Origin of the sequence: Streptomyces sp. CB01373, assembly GCF_002803075.1 — a bacterium.
GTDB lineage: Bacteria > Actinomycetota > Actinomycetes > Streptomycetales > Streptomycetaceae > Streptomyces.
The window spans coordinates 117,182-138,342 of the sequence record NZ_NNBK01000020.1; the positions used below are offsets into that span (position 1 = coordinate 117,182).

Consider the following 21,161-nt stretch of genomic DNA (forward strand, 5'->3'; position numbering starts at 1 on the left):
ATGTCCTCCTGGGGGTTGGCCAGGAAGAGACGCGGCCCTGCCCGGGGTCCGCGAGGGACACCCGGGCAGGGCACAACAGCTTGAGTGATGACCGAACTTCCTACCCAGAATGACCTGGGCGAGGTTCAGAGGGTCTGCGGCCGGTGCCGCACTCTCAGCGCTGTGGCGCTCCCCTGTCGGAATATGAAGATGTGTAGGTTCTCAGCCTACCGTCCGGCTACCTTTCGGTCGCAGCCAGCTGACCGCAGGCGCCGTCGATCTCCTGGCCCCGGGTGTCCCGGACGGTCACCGGCACACCGTGGGCGGCGATCGCCTCGACGAACGCCTTCTCGTCCTCGGGCCGGGACGCGGTCCACTTCGAGCCGGGCGTCGGGTTCAACGGGATGAGGTTGACGTGCACGGGCTTGCCCTTGAGCAGCCGGCCGAGCCGGTCGCCGCGCCACGCCTGGTCGTTGATGTCCCGGATCAGCGCGTACTCGATGGACAGCCGCCGCCCGGACCTGGCGGTGTACTCGAATCCGGCGTCGAGCACCTCCCGCACCTTCCACCGCGTGTTGACCGGGACGAGCGTGTCGCGCAGCTCGTCGTCCGGCGCGTGCAGGGAGATGGCGAGCCGGCACTTGAAGCCCTCGTCGGAGAACCGGTGGATCGCCGGGACCAGGCCCACCGTCGAGACGGTGATCCCGCGCTGGGACAGGCCGAGCCCGTCCGGCTCGGGGTCGGTCAGGGCGCGGATGGCACCGACGACGCGGTTGTAGTTGGCGAGCGGCTCGCCCATGCCCATGAAGACGATGTTCGACAGGCGCGCGGGACCACCGGGGACTTCGCCGTCCCGCAGGGCGCGCATCCCGTCGACGATCTGGTGCACGATCTCGGCGGTGGACAGGTTCCGGTCGAGCCCGGCCTGTCCCGTGGCGCAGAACGGGCAGTTCATGCCGCAGCCCGCCTGCGAGCTGATGCACATGGTCACCCGGTCCGGGTAGCGCATGAGCACCGACTCCACGAGCGTGCCGTCGAACAGGCGCCACAGCGTCTTGCGGGTGGTCCCCTGGTCGGTCGACAGATGCCGTACGACCGTCATCAGCTCCGGAAGCAGCGCCTCCTGGAGCTTGGCGCGGGACCCGGCGGGGATGTCGGTCCACTGCTCCGGGTCGTGCGCGTACCGCGCGAAGTAGTGCTGCGAGAGCTGCTTCGCACGAAACGGCTTCTCGCCGATCGCGGCGACAGCCTCCTTGCGCTCGGCAGGCGACAGGTCGGCAAGATGCCGCGGCGGCTTCTTGGCACCGCGCGGGGCGACGAAAGTGAGTTCTCCGGGCTTAGGCATGGCGCTACCAGTGTCGCAGATCAAATCCTGTGACCTGGGGCTGCCGGTCGCTACGACTGTCGTTAGTAGTCGTCACCGGTCGCCCCTGAGCAGCCTCGGACGGCCCAGAGACGGCCCAGCGAAGATCACTCGTCGGCTGCCCGCCACTCATCGAGCTGGACCTTGACCTGGTGGTTGTGGGCGGCGTGCCAGATGACCTCCCCACTGACGAAGGCCCCGAGGGCTGCGAGGTCCATCCCGAGCGGCATGGCCGTGATCTCCGCCAGCGCTGTGGCGTACGGCACGCCGTCTATACGTATGAAGACCCCGAAGCGCTGGCGACCGATGACCTCCCCAGTGATCCGGGCCTCGACGGGCAGAGCCGCGACGGTTGCCTCCCAGCTCTCCCGCACCAAGTCCGCGGCCGGCACTTCAGGGCCCGTGGGCCAGGCGTACTCATCCATCGGCAGATCATGACGCCCTGGGACCGGTGCTTAGAAGATGCGGGCGGACCCCTCGTACCTCAGGCCGACAGGCTTGCGCCACCGCCGCGGCGGGCTAGTGGGAGCCGCCGCCGTTCGCCCTCGTTGCCGTCAGCGTTGCTGTCGGCCCGGCCCGCGGGTGGGGGGTGCGCCTACGATTCCCACGGAAGATCGGCTCTTGGCAGGCACGGTGATGCTGGTCCAATGGGAGGGCGACAAGATGGGCGTTTTCGTCTCCATCAGGGGCTGGCTGGAGTGCGACGAGCAGCAGCTCGCCGCCGTCCGTCAAGTGATCGCGGGGCATTCTGACGGGCACTACAGCGGCGGCTGGGGCTTTCCCGCCCGCCACTTCAACTGGACCTACTACGTGTTCTACGGCGGCGATGTTCGTGAGTCGGCTGTGGACTGGTTCATGGAGCAACTGCGGTCCATAGCCGCGATCCCTGCTTCCGACGAGGACGGGGACCGGGTTCGCGGACTCTTTGTAGCCAGCAGCGAGGTGGCTCAACAGGTCGAGTGGCAGGTGAGGGGTGGATCTGTGACTACCCGGCCGACGGACCATGGACTTGGCTACCTGGCCGAATAGCACAGGGCTGCGCGCTGCGGGCGTCACCACCGCGACCAATGAGCCACGTGCCCGTTGGCACGACACCCGCTTTAGGAGTTCGATCCGAGCCTGCTCCGCCTGCTGTCATCGACTGGAGCGACGGCCGGACAGAGGCGCTGGGGTACGCCCCCGTCCGGCGTCGTTGATGTCAGCCGTGGATGTCAGGTCGCCCCTCGATGCGAACTATGGGCGGGAGGGTCGCTGAGGTCCTGCAGCATGGTCAAGCGGTCATTGGAGGACGGTCCAGTCGGTTGAGGGTCGGCGCGGTTGCTGTACCGCGCTGCTGTACGCCCCCACACTCAGGACGGCTACGAGCCCCAGAACATTGGCGAGTGCGGTCAGCGCATCAGCCACAGCGCGCCAATCGATCACGACGACCACGACAGTGATCACCCATAGCTTGAGGTTCGGGATTGACACGCCCCATGGGGCACGAGTCACACTCATACGGAGCCTCCTACGGCTTGTGCCCACCTTTCCGCCTGTGCCCGGTAAGCCTGCGGATGGGTGGGCTTCTTCATGACGTCGCCCATAGTGGCTGGTAGGCCAGGGGATACGCAAAAGGTTCGCCGGCCCCAAATGCCCGCCAATGGCTGCCATTTGGCTGGCAATTGAGACGCCATTTGCGCCTTGCAGCAACTCAGCGCGAGCAGCGATTTCGCATTTATTGATCACGACAGGAACGCAAGGGGCCTTAATAACGTGATCTGGCTCCCGTGACCCTCCCGTGACCTACGAATCGCCCCAGACCCCCTCAAAACGGCCAGCAATCCGTTACCTTTGTGTTATCTAATCGTCCCTCTCAGTCCTTCGTTGAGCCCGGCGTGCGGTCCTTCCTGAACGGCCGTGAACGGGGCTGAATGAGACGGGAAATGAGACGGCGGGCACGAGGTGGGCCTAGCCGTCGGTCACGCTGATCGGAGTCCTGGGGTGTGCTCGGTGGTGTCGGGCTGTCTGCCGAGCTCATGGTGAGGCGCAGTGATCGCCGCGTGCCAAGCCGTGCAGGTGATCCAAGGCGTCGAGTACGGACCCATCCCTCTCATCACCGTCCGCGGCTGATCACCAGGAGAACCAACCGGGAGTGGCCGAGTAGTCCTGCGGCGCGTAGTCGCAGATGTTCTCTCTGAAGGGCTCGGCCGCCATCTTGGCTGCCCGCTGTTCGCCGCCGGCGTCCACCCTGTCGGCTGCCACCACTAGGGCCAGGGCGGCCAACATGCAAGCAATGAGGAACGGAGGGCGCGAAGGCTTGCCCCTCACGGTCGCTGTCCCCGCGCCGACCACGGCCATCAGGAAGGCTCCTGCGACCAGTGCGAGAGCCACGAGCGTGATGTGGTTCAGAGCTGGTGACTGGTGGCACAGCACGTATTGGCGGCCCGACCGAAAGCCCTGCACCCGCTCGTAGAGCGCGGCCAACCCCAGCGCCGAGCCGAACGCAAAGACGTGCCACGGTCGCACATCGATGTGCTGATGAGCCTTCATGCCGTTCATGACTCCCCCAGTAGCTACCCCGCCCCAGTGTGTGCCGCACCCTACAGAGCGGTCGGCGCAGCGACTTCGGCCGGGAGCCTCTTACCTCTGAAACGCCAGAGGCCCCGGATCTCTCCAGGGCCTCCGGTCTGTGCGCACTCGGCAGGATTCGGACCTGCAACCTTCTGATCCGTAGCTCTAAAGAAATCGGTCAGCGGCGGTAAGACAGGTCACGCTACGGTCCTAGGGAGACGCTACCGGACGGGATCGGCGGCTGTGGTTGCTGTACTTCACTGCTGTACTGGAACCGGCAGCGAAAAGGGCCGCAACAGCGACCGCATCGACGTAGGCACTCACCGCTTCGGCAACAGGCGGCCATACGATCATTAGCACGAGGACGATCACGACCACCCACGGGAACTTGGGGCGGTTTGACAGATACCTCGGGGTCGGGTCCAAACTCACTGTAGAACCTCCGGGTTCCTAGCCCATCACGCAGCCCTTGCTTCCAGGTCGGAGCCGCGTGGTGGGCTTCTGGCTGTTACGAGCATGCTGCCTTGTGAGGGACCCCAAGAGGGCGGCTTCAGGCAGGAGTTAGCCGTTCCGCGAGGCTCTACGCGAGGCTTTCCTGTAGTGCGTACGCAATGCAAGAACAAGCCAGAGCATTTTCCCTGGTCAGAGCGACGAAAGCGTTACACAGGGATTTTGGAATCATCCGTTCACGCAGGTCGGGGGCAACTTGGATTGGCTAGCATTGGCTAGCATCTTCTAGCTGGATAGATCATAAAATGTGGCTGAAAATCGCCGCCGCGCAACCATTCACCTTTTCCACCAACCACCTCAGCTCCCATCCCGTCCGCCGTCGACCCACACACCGTGGAGCGGGCGTGGTCCATGGCGTCCAGGTGGAGCGCGCCACTGTACGAACGACCTGGACGCCATGGGCCGCGTCTGCTCGGCTCTGCCTGGGTCGACGGTGGACGGGATGGGAGCTCCCTGCGGGTGGCCGGGTCCCCCGGCTTCGACCGCTGGCAAGACCAGATCCGCCGCACCGGAGGATGCGCCGACCCCATCCACCTGACCGGCTGGGTCCTCCACAAGGACAAGACCACCGGCCAGACCCTGCACCACTACAGCACCGAGGGTGAGCCGGGCGGACGACTCCGCGTCGCCTGCGGCAACCGCCGCGCCTCCCGCTGCCCGTCCTGCGCCTGGACCTACGCGGGCGACACCTACCACCTCATCCGCGCAGGGCTCGCGGGCGACGACCGCCGCGACATCCCCGCCACCGTCCGCGATCACCCCCGCGTCTTCGCCACCCTCACCGCACCCTCGTTCGGCCCGGTCCACAACCGGCCCGACCATGGCGCCTGCCGCTGCGGCACCCGCCACGCCCCCGACGCTCCCGAACTGGGCACCGCCCTCGACCCGGCCACCTACGACTACGCGGGCGCCGTGCTGTTCAACAACCACGCCGGACAGCTCTGGCAGCGCTTCACCAACCGGCTCCGCCGCGAGATCGCCGCCCACGCCGGCATCACCCAACGGGAGCTGAAGGAATCGACCCGGCTGTCCTACGGCAAGGTCGCCGAGTTCCAAAAGCGCGGCGCCGTCCACTTCCACGCCGTGATCCGCCTCGACGGACCCGACGGCCCGGACACCCCGCCGCCATCCTGGGCCACCGTCGGCCTCCTCGCCGACGCGATCCGCGCCGCCGCCGCGCACTCATACACCTCGGTCTCCGCCCCGGCCGCCGCGGACCAACCGGCCCGCACCTTCCGCTGGGGCACCCAACTCGACGTCCGGCCCGTCAAAGCCTTCGGGGACAGCTCCGACATCACCGAACAGGCCGTCGCCTCCTACGTCGCCAAGTACGCCACCAAAGCCGCCGAAAACACCGGAACCCTCGACCGACGCATCGGCGAACTCGCCGAACTCGACCGCCACCAAGTCCCCGACCACACCCGGCACCTGATCGAAGCCTGCAAGACGCTCGACCCCCTGTATCCAGACCGGCGGCTGTGGGCCTGGGCGCACATGCTCGGCTTCCGCGGCCACTTCTCCTCCAAATCCCGCCGCTACTCCACCACCCTCGGCGCCCTCCGCCAGACACGCGCCGACTACCGCGCCGCCCAGGAACACGCCGCCCTCGGCCTGGACGACGCCGAGCCGGACACCGTCCTCGTCCTCGCCGACTGGCAATACGCCGGCCACGGCCACACCCCCGGCGAATCCGCCCTCGCCGCCACCATCGCCCGCGACCTCCAACTCAACCGCCACACCGCCCGCGAAGCCCTACGCGACCAACTCGCCGACGAAAGGGAGTGCTGACCATGGCCTCACAGCTGCCGAACCGGTTCCTGACCCCTGAGGACCTGGTCGAGATGTTCGAGCTGCCCAGTGTCGAGACGGTCTACCAGTGGCGCCGCAAGCGCGTCCAAGAGTTTCCCGGACCGTCAGAAACGGCTCGCTGAGCAGTGGCTCACTGACATTGCGTCGGACATGTCGCGCGGTCGGTACATCGACCCGCGCGCTGCTCGGATCACCTTCAAGAGCTACGCGGAGAGGTGGCTCCAGACTCACGGCATCGACCCGGCCAGTCAGGTCGTGGTCGAACAGCGGTTGCGTCTGCACGCGTTCCGGCTGATTGGTGCACGGCCGCTGGACTCGTTCCGTCCGGAGCACATCCGTGGACTGGTGAGCGCGCTGGATAAGGACCCTGCCGTGAGTGGCGGGTACGCGCGGAACATCTACGGCGACGTACGAGCCGTACTCAGTGCAGCGGTTGACGACGGGCTGTTGCCCCGAAACCCGTGCTCCGCGAAGTCCGTCCGCCCGCCGGTCGCCGAGCAACGCCGCGTTGTGCCGTGGCTGCCCGCGCAGGTGCACGCCGTCCGCGCCGCGCTCCCCGAGCGGTACCGGACCATGGTGGACGTGGGCGCGGGGTGCGGACTCCGTCAAGGCGAGATCGTTGGGCTCGCTGAGGATGCACTGGATTTCGAGGGCGCCACACTGCGGGTGGTCAGGCAGGTGAAGCTCATCCGAGGAAAGGCCGTGTTCGCTCCGCCGAAATGCAACAAGGAGCGGGACGTACCACTGCCTCCATCGGTCGCCGAGGCACTTCGTGCCCATATGGACGCGTACAAGCCGGTCGAGATCACGTTGCCCTGGCGCAAGCCGGACGGCCCGAAGGTGTCGGCCCGCCTCCTGTTCACGAACACTGCAAGCGGACTCGTCTGGCGCAGCAACTTCAATATCCAGGAATGGAAGCCTGCACTCGCGGCGGCTGGCTTGATCGCGGAAGCCGGGGAGGACCGCAAGTACGAGTCCGCCCGCGAGCACGGCATGCACGCGCTGAGGCACTTCTACGCCTCGGTCCTGCTCGACGCGGGAGAGAGCATCAAGGCCGTGAGTGAGTACCTGGGGCACTCCGACCCTGGGTTGACGCTGCGGGTGTACGCGCACCTGATGCCGTCGAGTCAGGAGCGTACGAGGAAGGCCGTGGATCGGGTGCTTCTGCCGGCCCCGCGCGAGCCTGACGGCCCAGAGACGGCCCAGTGACCCACACCAGGCCCCCTGTCCGCGCCGAACGCGCTGGTAGGGGGCATATTGCTGCCCGGCCACTGCCAGTTCTCCGGGCTTGGGCATGGTGGTACCAGTGTCGCAGATCCACTTGGGTGACCTGCGGCTGTCCACCCGGACGACTGTCGTCAGTGGTCGGCACCGGTCGTCGTTGACCGCCCGCGGACGGCCCGCAGACGGCCCGGGGAGCACTCATCGATCTTGCGCTCTACTCGGGTCCGTCTTCCCTCTCGTAAGCCGCCAGCTCCTCGGCAGTGCCCACAAAGGCCGGGCCGCAGCCTGGTGGCAGTCGCTCGATGACCATGGCTACGGCGGCCTGTGCTCTGTCCGTTTCAGCGATCCGCGGGCTGTTGCGACGCGGTCCCTCGACGTAGTACCGGCCGTCGCTCAGGGTACCGATGTAGGGGATGTCCCAGGTGGGACGGAACCCCGTGCATCTGCTGAAGTGCAGCTCCCACATGCCCGTCCACGGGTAGAGCTGACGCAGCTGCGGCTCGGCATGGGCCATCCGCACCATCTCTGTGAACGGCCCCAGGAGCGGCGAGCCATCCGGCCAGGTGTGCTCGCCGGCGGTTGCCAGGATCTTGCGCCAGGCGGCTTCGACGATGTCGGTCATACTGCGATTGTGCGCAGCACCCGTAGCTTCTAGTCCGTAGCTCTATGTGGATCAGTCGGTGACGGTCATACAGGCCGCTTCATGGCCCCTCGGAGGCGCTACTGGTCGAGGCTGGTTGCTGTGGTTGCTGTACCTCCTTGCTGTACAGCTCGCTTCGCCGCCGCGTTCTGGGCATGAGCCTCACGCCGCAGCCGACGCTCATAGTCCGTATCTGTCGGGGTACGGGCCGGTTGCGTCCAGGGAAGTGGTGTACCGGTTCCCACCTGATCCGGGTGTTTGTCCCGGCGTCGGAGTGAGGGTCCGGATATAAGAACGGCCACCGGCTGATCTTCGAGATGTCTAGGCTCGAAGGAGATCAGCACGATGACCGCACCCGACAGTCTGCCCCTGCACGCCCTCGCGGAGGACAATCTCGCCTCGGCGAGTCCGGACCTGCTGCGCGCGATGGTCAAGACGTTCGCCGACGCGCTCATGTCGGCGGAGGCCGACACCCTCTGCAACGCCGAATACGGGCAGGTCAGCGAAGGGAGAGTCAACCACCGGAACGGCTACCGCCCGCGCGAGTGGGACACCCGCGCCGGCACGGTCGAGCTCGCCGTCCCCAAGCTCCGGCAGGGCAGCTACTTCCCGCACTGGCTCCTCGAACGCCGCCGCCGGGCCGAGCAGGCCCTGATCTCGGTGGTCGCCACCGCCTACCTCCTCGGCGTCTCCACCCGCAGAGTCGAGAAACTCGCCGAGTCCCTCGGCGTCACCCAGCTGTCGAAGTCCCAGGTCTCCGCGATGGCCAAGCACCTGGACGAGCAGGTCGCCGCCTTCCGCAACCGGCCCCTGGACGCCGGCCCGTACTCCTTCGTCTGGGTCGACGCGCTCACCCAGAAGGTCCGAGAAGGCGGCCGGATCATCAACGTCCACGCGCTGATCGCGGTCGGCGTCAACGCCGACGGACACCGCGAAATCCTCGGCATCGACGTCGCCACCGCCGAGGACGGCGCCGGCTGGCTCGCCTTCCTGCGTTCCCTGATCGCCCGCGGCCTGTCCGGCGTCCAGCTCGTCATCTCCGATGCCCATGCCGGCCTCGTCGACGCCATCGGCGCGGTCCTGCCCGGTGCGTCGTGGCAGCGCTGCCGCACTCACTACGCGAGAAATCTGCTCAGCCAGGTTCCGAAATCGGCCCAGCCCTGGGTGGCCACACTGCTGCGGACGGTCTTCGAACAGCCCGACACCGACGCGGTCCAAGCACAGATGAGGCATGTCCTGGACGCGCTGGAGGCCAAGTTCCCCAAGGCCGCAGCCCACTTGGATGCCGCCCAGCACGACCTGCTGGCCTTCACCGCCTTCCCCCGCGAGATCTGGCGACAGATCTGGTCGAACAACCCGCAGGAGCGGCTGAACAAGGAGATCCGCCGCCGCACCGACGTGGTCGGCATCTTCCCCGACCGCACCGCCGTGATCCGGCTCGTCGGGGCGGTCCTGGCCGAGCAGAACGACGAGTGGACCGAGGCCCGCCGCTACATGGGCCGCGAACTCCTCGCCAAAGCCCGCCTCCACCCGATCGAGTCAGAAACCGACGACACCGTCCTGCCCACCGAACTCACCGCATAGCCTCAAACGAGATCACCGAGTGGCCGTCGATACACCACCTCAGCAAACGTGATCCCACTACTAGGCTTCGCCTTGGCCCGGCATGCCAAACTGCGGCCGTGGAGGAGATCTACCAACTGTGGTTGGCGGCCGTGCCGAGCCCCATACCTGAGAACGAGGCTCGGATCTATTGGAACTGCAAGGATGATCCGACCCCGGTTCTGGACGAGGGCTTGCGTCGCGCCTCCTACCTCCACGTCGGTTCCTGGGGTGACGAGCACGAGCCGGAGAATCCGCATGCGGGCCAAGGGCGCTGCCCTGCCAACCGGCTGCACAGCTGGCTCTTCTACCTCGGGACGATCAATCGCTATCAGGCGCCGGTGCTTGACGAAGAGCTGATGGCCCAGCTGGTCGAGCTCTACCACCCCCGTTCCAGTGATCTCCCGGCCGACGCGATCGGCCTTCCACGGCTGGAGAGCTTTCTCCGCCAGCACTTGGGGCTGTACCTGCTCACTGAGGAACCCCGCTCGGAGACATACAGGTAGATATTGCACTAGGTCGGCGGAGCGGCTTTGAGTTGGAGTTTCAATGACCGAGTTAAGGGCGCATGCGGTCAGTCCTTCTGGATCAACGTCTGAGACCCGTTCACTGCTGGGGACGGTGCGCCTGGGCTCACGATGTCGATCTGGTCTTCTTCAACTCTGCTTCACGGATGAGCACCTGCGCCGGTACCCGAAGCGCCGTTTCCGAGCAGGGGGAGAAGCCGTCGTCGACTGTCGTCATCTGTCATGGTTGAGTATCCCCGCACGGCCCGGAGACAGCCCGAGCGGGGGTGTCGCGTGCGCCCCTCGATGCGAACTGCAGGCGGGGCGATCGTTGAGGCCTGCCCGGCTTCTGGGTTATTCGCTGTCAGCTTCGGGGCTCGGCGTCCACGGGGGCCTCGGCGTCCATGGTGTGACGTGGAGGTCCGCGGCGGCCGAGTCCATGAACCGTTCCTCGGTAATGGAGTCGGCGAGGGCGATGGCACTGGTTTCCTGGTCGCTGAGCATCGCCTCGCGTGCGGTGGCGACGCTCTCCGCCCAGCTTTTTGCGGCGTTGGCGAAGTGTTGCGTTTCGGCCGGGGCGCGGCTGGCGTACTTCGTGAGGTTCGTGGACTCGATCCGCGCGACGAGGCGGACATTCTCCGCCTGAGCGCGCACATCGCCCCTCTCCCCCTTGACCGCTTTGGTCTCTTCGTCTATCGCCTCACGGAGGTGTTCAACCGAGGTGCGGATATCCGTAGTCGACTTCTTGACCTCGGCCGGTTCCGCAGCCGGCCAGCCCAGCGAGCAGGACGGCCGCGATGACGGCAATGGTGCGGGTGTTCATGGCTCCCCCATGTATGAATGCCGGTAGGCGCATCATGCTTGCCGTGATCCGCCAGGCGCCGTGCCGGATGCCAGCTGCGAGAAATCTGGCCTCATCCTTATCAGGTCGACCATCGCGGACCGCTACTGGTGTCCGCTCCTCGGCGTCGGAACAAGTGTCGAGTGCCGCGCATGAAGAGGATGAACGCTGTCCGGGCGGCCATGAACACGGTGGTGAGGCCGAGCGCACGGGCACTCGCGTCAGAGATCGCGGTCCAAGGATCGGGTACGTCAAGAAGGAGCGAGAACTCCGCGATCGCTACGGTCAGCCCGAACATGAACGGCAGCCATTCCCAGTGAGTCCGTGAGCCCCACTTCACTGCTGTCTGCCGCTTGTGCCGCCGCCGACGAGTTGCCCGGCTGAGAATGACGCTTAGGACGATCATCGAAACGGGCGCCCATAGGTCCCACCAGTGCACAGTGAGCTGCACGGCTCCTCCCCCCTTACTGCTCTGAGGCCTGCCTATACAGGCGGTGAGCCTATCGCGCGGTCGGCGGAGCGGCTTTGGGGTAGAAGTTTCAATGACCAAGTCAAGGTCATGGGCCGCCCTCCACCAGTGAGGGCGGCACTCTCGTCTCGGAGATCGTTTGTGCCTCAGCCGGCGAAAGTCGGCCACGACGGCGGGCATGCTGACCGATCAGGCGCGCGTGTGCCTCGCTGAGCCCCGCCGGCCTCAGCCACGCTGCCAGCTTTGCGTCGTCGAGCTGAGTCAAGCCGTCTGCGTGATGGGCGGGGTGGGAGTGAAGGCTCGGTCGTCACGCAGGAGAGACCACAGCACACTCGTGCGGCGTCGCGCGAGGGTTGAGGCCGTCGCGGATGATGCTGGTCTGCGCGGAGAGGTAGAAGACTCTGCGTAGGCGGCGGCTGTAGTGCTTGGGGCGGTGCAGGTTGCTGGTGTGGCGGCGGAATCGCGTGGGACTGGGACCAGCCCGGCGGCTGAGGCCGGGTGGCCGCGACGTCGGCGTAGGCAGTGAGGTCGTCCGCGGCAACGACGAACTCGGCTCCGGGGACGGGGCCCATGCCGACCGCACCGCCGTCATCCGGCTTGTCGGCGCGGAGGACACCGGCACCTACTCTGCCAGAGTTCCCAGATCGCCCGGCCAGACCCTGAGGCAGGCCAACCTCGCAGAAGAGATGCGGCTGCGCGAGTCCAGGACGACGATCGCACCACCGATACACCTTGATCCAGGCGCCTATCGTGCCGTGCTGTACGGCAACCGGCTCCCCCTCATCGGTCTTGCTGCCGTCGCCTACGACGCAACCCCTGGCGCTGATCACGGCGAGGCAGAAAGTGCCGCCTACTGTCACGGGGAGTTGAGAAGCGAAGGGCCTCAGAGGCGGGTTTTCAAGGAAGGCTCGGACGAACGCCATTCCGATCAGGGTGGCTGTCAGCGTGATCGCCCACAAGAGCGGTACCAGCAACCATGTGCTCCGGCTGCTCAGCCAAGAAGTCATTGGATCATCATGCACCCGACGTACCGCCGACCACAGTGCCCTTCGCTCTCAGGATCAGACAACCTGAGTTCTGCCAAGACGCCTTGCCACGACAGCTACCGCTGCCGATCATTCGAGCATGAGACCCGAAGTGCAGGCGTTCGTCGCCGACGGTCCTCTCCCCGACTGGGACGGGAGTGAAGAAGAAGTCGACAGGCGCTGCGAGCAGCTTCGGGCAATCTCCCGACCGGTTACGGCGGAGGAGGCACAGGCGCTGGCCACGTGTTTCGGGCCCGACGACTGTTACGGCGTCGCCTGGACGCTGGTGCACCTGATCGAGACGGGCCCTGGGCCGGTGCCCTCAGTGGCTCGTCCCGCTTCCGACACCGACCACTGGCACGAGACGCTGTGGTCGCGGTGGGGGAACGAGCAGTCCGGCTGAGTTCAAACGGACCGGCCCAGTTCCCTGGGACTCTGCCCCCGGCGGGCATGATCGTGCCAGCCATGCAACGCCTGCGACCATCACAGCCAACTGGCCCAGCCGAAAGTCAGGAGGTAAGCGCGCGTGACCGCGGCCAGCCCTCGGCGCCCGCCACGGGCAACCGCGAAAAGGGCGACGGCGAACCAGGTCGCGACCGCTCCACCGACCATCAGAGCCCACTGGGCGCCGCCAACGGCAGCGATCAAGGCGACGACGATGACCGTGATGGCGAGCCCGGCATGGGCACCGCCGGTACTCACACGGAGCATCTCGCGCACGACCCGACGGTCCTCAGCGAGCACCCGCTCGTACGCGTTCAGCTCTCGCTCCGTACCGTCCTGCTCCCGCATACCCCGCGCCACAAGCCCCCCTCACACAGCCTGGCCCAAGATGAAACCGGCACTCGTCCAGACGCTCCAGCCCGCCACACCGTTGCTCCTGCCTGAACGGGCAGGCAGCGGGCGTGGCACACTCCGGAGACGGCCGGTAATGGTGAGTGATTTCGCCCGGGGGGAAACGTGACCGATGGTTGGCCCAAGCGCTGGTGGACGGCCGCTCTCCTGGCTGCGGGACTGGCCGGCATGGTGACCTGCGACGTCTGGTGGACGGTGCGGATTCTTGCGGGGCCGGCAATGGACTGGTGGAGCCTTCTTGCGCGATGCCTGGGGGGAACCTTGTTCGCGCTCCTGGCGGCTCAAGCCGCTCATCGAGCGTTCACCCTCTACAGGGCGGCACGACCCGTGGTCGGCAGGACGCAAGCCGACCGCTGAATCTCGTTCCCCGCGGGGAACGGCATCGAGCCCCCACCCGCCGGGTGGGGGCTCGATGGCAGGTCGTGGGATCAGGCGGAGCCGACGAAGAGGACCAGCAGGAGCCAGGCCACCGGTGCGGTGGGCAGCAGGGAGTCCAGGCGGTCCATGATGCCCCCGTGGCCGGGGAGCAGCGTGCCCATGTCCTTGATGCCCAGGTCCCGCTTGATCATGGACTCGCCGAGATCGCCGAGCGTGGCGGTGACGGCGACCGCGAGGCCGAGCAGCAGGCCCTGCCACCAGACGCCGTCGTCGATCAGGAACTGCATGCACAGCGCGCCGGCCACCATCGCGAAGGCCACCGCGCCGAACAGGCCCTCCCGGGTCTTGCCCGGGCTGATGCGCGGAGCGAGCTTGTGCCGGCCGAAACGCCAGCCGACGGCGTACGCGCCCGTGTCGCTGACGACCGTGAGCAGCAGGAAGGTCAGCACGCGGCGCGGACCGTCGTCCGCGGTCAGCATCATCGCGACGAACGTGGCCAGGAACGGCACGTAGAACGCAGCGAAGACGCCGGCCGTGACGTCCTTGAGGTAGCCCTCCGGCGGTTCCGTCATGCGCCAGACCAGGACCGCGAGCGCCGTCAGCGCCATCGCCACCCAGGCGCCCTCGGCACCCCGGACGTACCCGGCGACCACCATGGCCGCGCCGCCGACCGCCAGCGGAACGAGCGGCGCCTTGATGCCCTTGCGCTCCTGGAGCCGGCTGGTGAGCTCCCACAGGCCGACCACGACCGCGATCGCGACGACGCCCACGAAGACGGCCTTGACGACGAACAGCGACACGACGATCACCACGCCGAGTCCGAGGCCGACGCCTATGGCGGCGCCCAGGTCGCGGCCCGCGTTCTTCTTCTGCGGCGCGGGCGCCGGCTGCGGGGCGTCGGGCATGGGCTCCGGATTCTGCGACGCCGTCCTGTGGAAGGACGGTGTCTGCGGCGTGTCGTGGGGCCACGGCTGCGGCGCTTGGTGCGGCTGCTGCGGCGTGTCGTCGCGGAACGAGGCGCCGCCCGGCTGGGCGGCACCCCGGTCGTCATCCTGGTTTCCGCCGTGAGCGGGCGCGTCGGGCACGACGGGCATGGGGCGGGTCCGCTGGGCGTCATGCGCATCGTACGCGGCACCCGCCGGAGCGGCCCCCGGGACGGGTCCCCCCTGATGGGCGGATGGCCCGTCCGCGGGCCCCCAGTACCCGGCCTGCCGCGGCGCTCCCCAGGAAGTGTCGTCCATCAGACTTCGAGCAGCTCCGCTTCCTTGTGCTTCAGCAGCTCGTCCACCTGCGCCACGTACTTCGCGGTTGTGTCGTCGAGCTCCTTCTCCGCACGACGGCCCTCGTCCTCACCGACCTCGCCGTCCTTGATCAGCTTGTCGATGGCGTCCTTGGCCTTGCGGCGCACGGAGCGGATGGACACCTTGGCGTCCTCGCCCTTGCCCTTGGCGACCTTGATGTAGTCGCGGCGGCGCTCCTCGGTGAGCTCGGGGAACACCACGCGAATGATGTTGCCGTCGTTGCTCGGGTTGACGCCCAGGTCGGAGTCGCGGATCGCCTGCTCGATGTTGCGCAGCGCGGTCTTGTCGAACGGGGTCACGACGGCCATGCGCGGCTCCGGCACGGAGAACGAGGCCAGCTGGTTGATCGGCGTCGGCGCGCCGTAGTAATCGGCCACGATCTTGTTGAACATCGCCGGGTGCGCACGGCCGGTGCGGATCGCGGCGAAGTCCTCCTTGGCGACCACGACGGCCTTCTCCATCTTCTCCTCGGCCTCGAGGAGGGTCTCTTCGATCACCACTTGCTCCTGCGTGTCTTGAGTAGGCCCGGCTGCGGTTCCCTGTCGGGACCGGCGACCGGCTTCGTCGCGTTCTTCCTGCACGGTTCCCGACCGGCAGGACATTGTCCATCCTCCGGCCGGAGTCCGTCCCGTCCGTCGCCCGGACAGGTCTCTTTCCGGCGACCCGCGGTACGGGGTCGGCCGGTCAGTCCCGGCTGCCCTGGTCACCCACAAGCGTGCCGATCTTCTCACCCTTGACGGCGCGGGCGATATTGCCCTCCTTCAGGAGCTCGAAGACGACGATCGGGAGCTTGTTGTCCCGGCACAGCGTGATCGCCGTCGCGTCGGCGATCTTCAGGTCCCGCGTGATGACCTCGCCGTAGCCGAGGGAGTCGAACTTCACGGCGTCCGGGTTGGCCTTCGGGTCGGAGTCGTAAACCCCGTCCACGCCGTTCTTGCCCATGAGCAGCGCCTCGGCGTCGATCTCCAGGGCGCGCTGGGCGGCGGTGGTGTCGGTGGAGAAGTACGGCATGCCCATACCGGCGCCGAAGATGACCACGCGGCCCTTCTCCAGGTGACGCACGGCGCGCAGCGGGATGTACGGCTCGGCGACCTGGCCCATGGTGATGGCGGTCTGGACCCGGCTGTCGATGCCTTCCTTCTCCAGGAAGTCCTGCAGGGCGAGGCAGTTCATCACGGTGCCGAGCATGCCCATGTAGTCCGAGCGGGCGCGGTCCATGCCGCGCTGCTGGAGTTCGGCACCGCGGAAGAAGTTGCCGCCGCCGATCACGACCGCGATCTCCGCTCCGTCGCGTACGACCGCCGCGATCTCACGGGCGATGGCGTGCACCACGTCCGGGTCGACTCCCAGGCCCCCGCCGCCGGAGAAGGCCTCTCCGGACAGCTTCAGCAGAAACCGGCCGGGTACTTTGCCGTCGTCGCTCTTCTGGGCCTTGGTGGTCATGAGATCCCGCCTCTGTTACGTGGTGCACATGCGAAGAAGGCCATTGCCGGTGGGGCGTGATTCGCATCCCATGCAGCGGCAATGGCCTCCTCGTCAGATCTGCTGCCGTCCGTCACGCGCGTGTGGCTGCACACGCGCGTGACGTGGACGACTGCTGTCGACCCTATCGGGGTCGGGGGTCCGTCGCGGTACGGACCGTGGACTCAGATGCCGACCTTGATGCGCGTGAAGCGCTTCAGGGTGACACCGGCCTCGTCCAGAACCTTCTGGACCGACTTCTTGTTGTCCAGGGCGTAGGGCTGGCCGAGCAGCGTCGCGTCCTTGAAGAAGCCGTTCAGACGACCCTCGACGATCTTGGCGATCGCGGCCTCGGGCTTGCCCTCGGCGCGAGTGGTCTCCTCGGCGACACGGCGCTCGGACTCGACGATGTCGGCCGGCACGTCCTCCTTGGCGAGGTACTTCGGCGCGAAGGCGGCGATGTGCTGGGCGATGCCCTTGGCGACCGCGGCGCTCTCATCGGTCTGCTTGTCGAGCTCGACGAGGACACCGATCTGCGGGGGCAGGTCGGGCATCGTGCGGTGCATGTACGCGGTCACGAAGCCGTCGGAGAACTGCGCGAAGCGGTCCAGGACGATCTTCTCGCCGAGGTTGGCGTTGGCCTCGTCCACGAACGCCTGGACGGTCTTGCCGGCCTCGATCTCGGAGGCGAGCAGCGCGTCGAGGTCGGCCGGGGAGGACTTGGCGACGTGCTCGGCGATCTCGCGGGCGACGGCCTGGAACTTCTCGCCCTTGGCGACGAAGTCCGTCTCGCACTTCAGCTCGACGAGGACACCGGAGGAGTTGTCGTCGGCGATGATCGAGACCACGGCGCCGTTCTCGGCGGAGCGGCCCTCGCGCTTGGCGACGCCCTTCTGGCCCTTGATACGGAGCGCCTCGACAGCCTTCTCGACGTTGCCCTCGGCCTCGTCCAGCGCCTTCTTGCAGTCCATCATGCCGGCGCCGGAGAGCTCACGGAGCTTCTTGACGTCGGCGGCGGTGTAGTTCGCCATGAGTCTGTAAATCTTTCTCGAAGTCTGGAGGATCGAAGATCTGCACGGTCTGCGGTCTACATGTAGATGCAGATTCCCGACTCGGTGCTGACCTACGGGTGAACGGCGGGAGCGGACTTCATGTCGCCGCTCCCGCCGTCAACGCTGGCGCTGACGGGTCAGGCCTGCTCGCCCTCGGCGGCCGGAGCCTCGGTGGCCGGAGCCTCCGGGGCCTCCTCGGCGGGAGCCTCCACAGCCGGGGCCTCCTCGGCGGGAGCCTCCACAGCCGGGGCCTCCTCGGTGGGAGCCTCCACAGCCGGGGCCTCCTCGGCCTTCTTCTCGCCCTCGAGCAGGTTGCGCTCCCACTCGGCGAGCGGCTCGCCCGCGGCCTTCTCGCCCTTGCCCTCGGTGGCGACACCGGAGCGGGCGATGAGGCCCTCGGCGACCGCGTCGGCGATCACACGGGTGAGCAGGGTGACGGAGCGGATCGCGTCGTCGTTGCCCGGGATCTTGTAGTCGACCTCGTCGGGGTCACAGTTGGTGTCGAGGATGGCGACGACCGGGATGTTGAGCTTCCGGGCCTCGCCGACCGCGATGTGCTCCTTCTTGGTGTCCACGATCCAGACGGCGCTGGGCACCTTCTGCATCTCGCGGATACCGCCGAGGGTCTTCTCCAGCTTGGCCTTCTCGCGGGAGAGGACCAGGAGCTCCTTCTTGGTCAGACCGGAGGCCGCGACGTCCTCGAAGTCGATCTGCTCGAGCTCCTTCAGGCGCTGCAGGCGCTTGTAGACGGTCGAGAAGTTGGTGAGCATGCCGCCCAGCCAGCGCTGGTTGACGTAGGGCATGCCGACGCGGGTGGCCTGCTCGGCGATGGCCTCCTGCGCCTGCTTCTTCGTACCGACGAACATGACCGTGCCGCCGTGGGCGACGGTCTCCTTGACGAACTCGTAGGCGCGGTCGATGTACGACAGCGACTGGAGCAGGTCGATGATGTAGATGCCGTTGCGCTCGGTGAAGATGAAGCGCTTCATCTTCGGGTTCCAGCGACGGGTCTGGTGACCGAAGTGGACGCCGCTCTCCAGCAGCTCCCGCATCGTGACGACGGCCATGGCCGTATCTCCTTGAGTTTCTCGGTTGTGCCGCGGATGCCGGACGGCTTCCGCGCCTGACGCCCGCGGTGCGCCGTGCCACGAGGGACCGAGGGGCGCTGACACCGGCCGTTGCCGGTCGGAGTGTCGGGGCGTGCGAAGTCGACCCAGTGACCCGGGTCGCCACCAGAAGTGTACGGGACCCGCGGGGCGCCGGGTGACGCCGCTGTCCACAATGGGTGAGTCGTCCACAGGTTCCGGTCGCGGTCGGCGGGGTGCGGGACGGTGGGCGCATGTTTCGGATGCGTGCGATGCGATGGACGGCCGCCGGCGTCCGGCGGCGTCTACTGCCCGGGCGGGCGGCGGCCCCGGCGGCCTCGGTGGCCCTAATGGCCCTGGTGGCCTCGGTGGTACTGATGGCGCTCACGGCCTCGGCGGCGCTGGCCGGCTCGGTGACATGGACGACCTGGGCGGGCGACCACCCCACTACGCCGGTCGGTCCTGGGTCCGGGTCCGGGTCCGGGGAAGAGGATCCGCCCGTGCCCGCCGTGGGTCGGGTGTGGCCCGTGGGAGTGCGGCCCGGGGTGTTGCGCGGCTGGGATCCACCGGCGACGGTCTACGGGCCCGGGCACCGGGGCGTGGACCTGAGCGCGCCGCCGGGTGCCCAGGTCCGGGCGGTGGCGGCTGGGCGGGTGTTCTTCGCGGGCCCGGTGGCCGGCAGGGGCGTGGTGTCGATCGAGCTGTCCGGCACCGGCGAACCACCGCTTCGGACGACGTACGAGCCGGTGAGGGCGTCGGTGAAACAGGGCGACGAGGTGACGGCGGGGGCGGTCGTCGGCACGGTCGAGGCGACGGGCCGGCATTGCGAAGGCCCGTGCATCCACTGGGGCCTACTGCGCGGCAAGACCTACCTGAACCCTCTCCTCCTGCTCCCCCCATGGCTCCTGAACGGACCAACGAGACTGCTCCCGGTCCTGGGAGTGCCACTGCCCTGATGCTCCGGCACTGTTCACGGAGGGCCTGGCACCGGCGCCTCGCCGTGGGGTCAGCCGCAGACGCCGCGCAGGGCCATGGCGACGGCGGCCTCGGCGATGGACGCCGGATCCTCCGCGGCGCCCAGTTCGATGCGCCGTACCGCCGCGTCCACCACGCCCTGAAGCAGCATCGCCGCCAACCGCGGCTGCTCGTGGCCCAGCTCGCCGAGCGCCTCCACGATGATGGCGACGAGCCCGCCGTGGGCGGCCCGGATCTTCTCCCGGGCGCCCGCGTCCAGCTCGCTCGCCGAGATCGCCACGACGGCCCGGTGCCGCCGGTCCCCGACCAGCTCCAGCTGCTTGCGCACATACGCCTCGACCTTGGCCGGGGGCCCGTCGACGGAGGCCATCGCGGCCTCGACCTCCGCGGCCCACACCGGGAAGTCGGCCGCGCACAGCTCCTCGACCACGGCGGCCCGCGACCGGAAATACTCGTACACCGACGACCGCGCGAGCCCCGTCCGCTCCGCAAGGGCCGGGAAGGTCAGCGCCTCCGTCCCGCCCTCGGACAGCAGAGTCCGCGCCGCGTCCAGCAGGGCGGCTCGCTGCATCGACCGGTGCTCGGCCACGGAGGCCGCTCGAATCCTTGGCACGTCAACCACTTTACGGATGTGCCACCCGGACCGGGAGTGACTCCGCCCGGGTCAGCGGCCGAAGCTCGCCAGCTTCGCCCGCAGCTGGAGCACCGATTTGGTATGGATCTGGCTGACCCGGCTCTCGGTCACACCGAGCACATGGCCGATCTCGGCGAGCGTGAGTCCCTCGTAGTAGTAGAGCATCACGACGGTCTTCTCCCGCTCGGGCAGCGTGTTGATCGCCCGGGCCAGGAACGTCCGCAGCTCCCGGTCCTCGGCCACCTCCACCGGATTGTCGGCGGCGGTGTCCTCCAGCGTGTCCATCAGGCTCAGCCGGTCGCCGCCCTCGCCGCCCACATGCAGCAGCTCCTCCAGCGCCACCACGTTGGCCAGCGACAACTGGCTGAAAACAGCATGCAGTTCGTCGACCGCGATGCCCATCTCGGCGGCCACCTCGACCTCCGTCGGGGTACGTCGCAGCCGGGCCTCCAGGGTCGCGTACGCCCGCTCCACGTTCCGCGCCTTCTGCCGTACCGAGCGGGGGATCCAGTCCAGCGCCCGCAGCTCGTCGATCATCGCGCCCCGGATCCGGGTGATCGCGTAGGTCTCGAACTTGATCTCCCGCTCGATGTCGAACTTCTCGATCGCGTCGATGAGCCCGAAGACCCCTGAGGAGACGAAATCGGCCTGCTCCACATTGGGCGGCAGGCCGACGCTCACCCGGCCCGCCACGTACTTCACCAGCGGCGAGTAGTGCAGGATCAGCTGCTCCCGCAACCGGTCGTCCCCCGTCGCCTTGTACGACCGCCACAGCTCCTCGAGCGTCGAAGGAGCGGGCGGCCGCACGCTGCCACCGTCACGGGCGGCTGGGGGGATCGCCGCCCGGTCGGGCCCGGAGGTGTGCTGGGGCATTAGTCGCCTTGCGTCGTTCTGCGGTGGAA

At 67.7% G+C, this 21,161-nt stretch carries 19 protein-coding genes and 3 pseudogenes; 8 read left to right on the forward strand and 14 right to left on the reverse strand.

Annotated elements, in window-relative coordinates; all coding sequences use genetic code 11:
- Nucleotides 1-217 precede the first annotated feature (217 nt).
- Together rlmN and CG719_RS35950 are read right to left on the reverse strand one after the other, a co-directional pair.
- A complete protein-coding gene (gene rlmN / locus CG719_RS29180; RefSeq protein ID WP_100571710.1) occupies nt 218-1,324 on the reverse strand; it encodes a 23S rRNA (adenine(2503)-C(2))-methyltransferase RlmN in 1,107 nt (368 codons plus the stop codon).
- A 125-nt stretch (nt 1,325-1,449) separates the two neighbouring features.
- The gene (locus CG719_RS35950; protein WP_199836823.1) at nt 1,450-1,767 is read right to left on the reverse strand and encodes a hypothetical protein; all 318 of its coding nucleotides are present in this window, start codon (nt 1,765-1,767) and stop codon (nt 1,450-1,452) included.
- A 196-nt stretch (nt 1,768-1,963) separates the two neighbouring features.
- Between CG719_RS35950 and CG719_RS29190 the strand changes: the two genes are divergently transcribed.
- Nucleotides 1,964-2,371, forward strand: coding sequence for a hypothetical protein (locus tag CG719_RS29190; RefSeq protein ID WP_324838952.1), 408 nt, complete (start codon nt 1,964-1,966; stop codon nt 2,369-2,371).
- Nucleotides 2,372-3,451: 1,080 nt separating this feature from the next.
- On the opposite strand, the gene CG719_RS29195 is transcribed toward CG719_RS29190, so the two are convergent.
- The gene (locus tag CG719_RS29195; protein ID WP_159024975.1) at nt 3,452-3,880 is read right to left on the reverse strand and encodes a hypothetical protein; all 429 of its coding nucleotides are present in this window, start codon (nt 3,878-3,880) and stop codon (nt 3,452-3,454) included.
- Between the two features lie 930 nt (nt 3,881-4,810).
- Here CG719_RS29195 and repSA point away from each other — a divergent pair.
- From repSA to CG719_RS29205, 3 genes and pseudogenes are all read left to right on the forward strand, one after another.
- A complete protein-coding gene (gene repSA / locus CG719_RS29200; RefSeq protein WP_442802755.1) occupies nt 4,811-6,190 on the forward strand; it encodes a replication initiator protein RepSA in 1,380 nt (459 codons plus the stop codon).
- Nucleotides 6,191-6,192: 2 nt separating this feature from the next.
- Nucleotides 6,193-6,294, forward strand: a pseudogene (locus tag CG719_RS35955) (DNA-binding protein); the annotation flags it as partial.
- A 1-nt stretch (nt 6,295) separates the two neighbouring features.
- Nucleotides 6,296-7,420: pseudogene (locus CG719_RS29205) on the forward strand (tyrosine-type recombinase/integrase); the annotation flags it as partial.
- Between the two features lie 229 nt (nt 7,421-7,649).
- Here CG719_RS29205 and CG719_RS29210 read toward each other — a convergent pair.
- Complete coding sequence (locus CG719_RS29210; protein ID WP_234375811.1) at nt 7,650-8,057, reverse strand: DUF6193 family natural product biosynthesis protein; 408 nt, start codon at nt 8,055-8,057, stop codon at nt 7,650-7,652.
- A 363-nt stretch (nt 8,058-8,420) separates the two neighbouring features.
- Between CG719_RS29210 and CG719_RS29215 the strand changes: the two genes are divergently transcribed.
- Complete coding sequence (locus CG719_RS29215) at nt 8,421-9,659, forward strand: IS256 family transposase (RefSeq protein ID WP_100571712.1); 1,239 nt, start codon at nt 8,421-8,423, stop codon at nt 9,657-9,659.
- 98 nt (nt 9,660-9,757) lie between these two features.
- Entirely contained in the window at nt 9,758-10,183 is a 426-nt protein-coding gene (locus CG719_RS29220; protein WP_100571713.1) for a hypothetical protein, read from the forward strand.
- A 354-nt stretch (nt 10,184-10,537) separates the two neighbouring features.
- On the opposite strand, the gene CG719_RS29225 is transcribed toward CG719_RS29220, so the two are convergent.
- The gene (locus CG719_RS29225; RefSeq protein WP_100571714.1) at nt 10,538-10,990 is read right to left on the reverse strand and encodes a hypothetical protein; all 453 of its coding nucleotides are present in this window, start codon (nt 10,988-10,990) and stop codon (nt 10,538-10,540) included.
- A gap of 764 nt (nt 10,991-11,754) precedes the next feature.
- Nucleotides 11,755-12,068: pseudogene (locus CG719_RS29235) on the reverse strand (transposase); the annotation flags it as partial.
- A gap of 550 nt (nt 12,069-12,618) precedes the next feature.
- Between CG719_RS29235 and CG719_RS29240 the strand changes: the two are divergent.
- Nucleotides 12,619-12,921, forward strand: a complete 303-nt coding sequence (locus tag CG719_RS29240; protein ID WP_100571716.1) for a hypothetical protein — start codon at nt 12,619-12,621, stop codon at nt 12,919-12,921.
- A gap of 80 nt (nt 12,922-13,001) precedes the next feature.
- Here CG719_RS29240 and CG719_RS29245 read toward each other — a convergent pair whose 3' ends face one another.
- The 6 genes from CG719_RS29245 to rpsB form a co-directional block, all read right to left on the reverse strand.
- On the reverse strand, nt 13,002-13,310 hold the full coding sequence (locus tag CG719_RS29245) for a hypothetical protein (protein ID WP_100571788.1): 309 nt from the start codon (nt 13,308-13,310) through the stop codon (nt 13,002-13,004).
- Nucleotides 13,311-13,801: 491 nt separating this feature from the next.
- Entirely contained in the window at nt 13,802-14,992 is a 1,191-nt protein-coding gene (locus CG719_RS29250; protein WP_100571717.1) for a phosphatidate cytidylyltransferase, read from the reverse strand.
- Nucleotides 14,992-15,549: a ribosome recycling factor gene (frr, locus tag CG719_RS29255; RefSeq protein WP_100571789.1), complete on the reverse strand. Its 558-nt coding sequence runs from the start codon at nt 15,547-15,549 to the stop codon at nt 14,992-14,994. The genes CG719_RS29250 and frr overlap by 1 nt, the downstream gene beginning before the upstream one ends.
- Before the next feature lie 187 nt (nt 15,550-15,736).
- Nucleotides 15,737-16,495, reverse strand: a complete 759-nt coding sequence (pyrH, locus tag CG719_RS29260) for a UMP kinase (RefSeq protein ID WP_100571718.1) — start codon at nt 16,493-16,495, stop codon at nt 15,737-15,739.
- Between the two features lie 203 nt (nt 16,496-16,698).
- On the reverse strand, nt 16,699-17,544 hold the full coding sequence (gene tsf, locus CG719_RS29265) for a translation elongation factor Ts (protein WP_100571719.1): 846 nt from the start codon (nt 17,542-17,544) through the stop codon (nt 16,699-16,701).
- Nucleotides 17,545-17,702: 158 nt separating this feature from the next.
- Entirely contained in the window at nt 17,703-18,632 is a 930-nt protein-coding gene (gene rpsB, locus CG719_RS29270) for a 30S ribosomal protein S2 (protein ID WP_100571720.1), read from the reverse strand.
- Between the two features lie 518 nt (nt 18,633-19,150).
- On the opposite strand from rpsB, the gene CG719_RS29275 reads away from it, so the two are divergent.
- A complete protein-coding gene (locus CG719_RS29275; RefSeq protein WP_401740126.1) occupies nt 19,151-19,606 on the forward strand; it encodes a murein hydrolase activator EnvC family protein in 456 nt (151 codons plus the stop codon).
- Between the two features lie 50 nt (nt 19,607-19,656).
- On the opposite strand, the gene CG719_RS29280 is transcribed toward CG719_RS29275, so the two are convergent.
- Nucleotides 19,657-20,214, reverse strand: coding sequence for a TetR/AcrR family transcriptional regulator (locus tag CG719_RS29280; protein ID WP_100571721.1), 558 nt, complete (start codon nt 20,212-20,214; stop codon nt 19,657-19,659).
- 75 nt (nt 20,215-20,289) lie between these two features.
- Nucleotides 20,290-21,132 carry an RNA polymerase sigma factor WhiG gene (whiG, locus tag CG719_RS29285; protein ID WP_100571722.1) on the reverse strand — a complete coding sequence of 281 codons (843 nt, stop codon included), beginning with the start codon at nt 21,130-21,132 and terminating at the stop codon, nt 20,290-20,292.
- Nucleotides 21,133-21,161 lie beyond the last annotated feature (29 nt).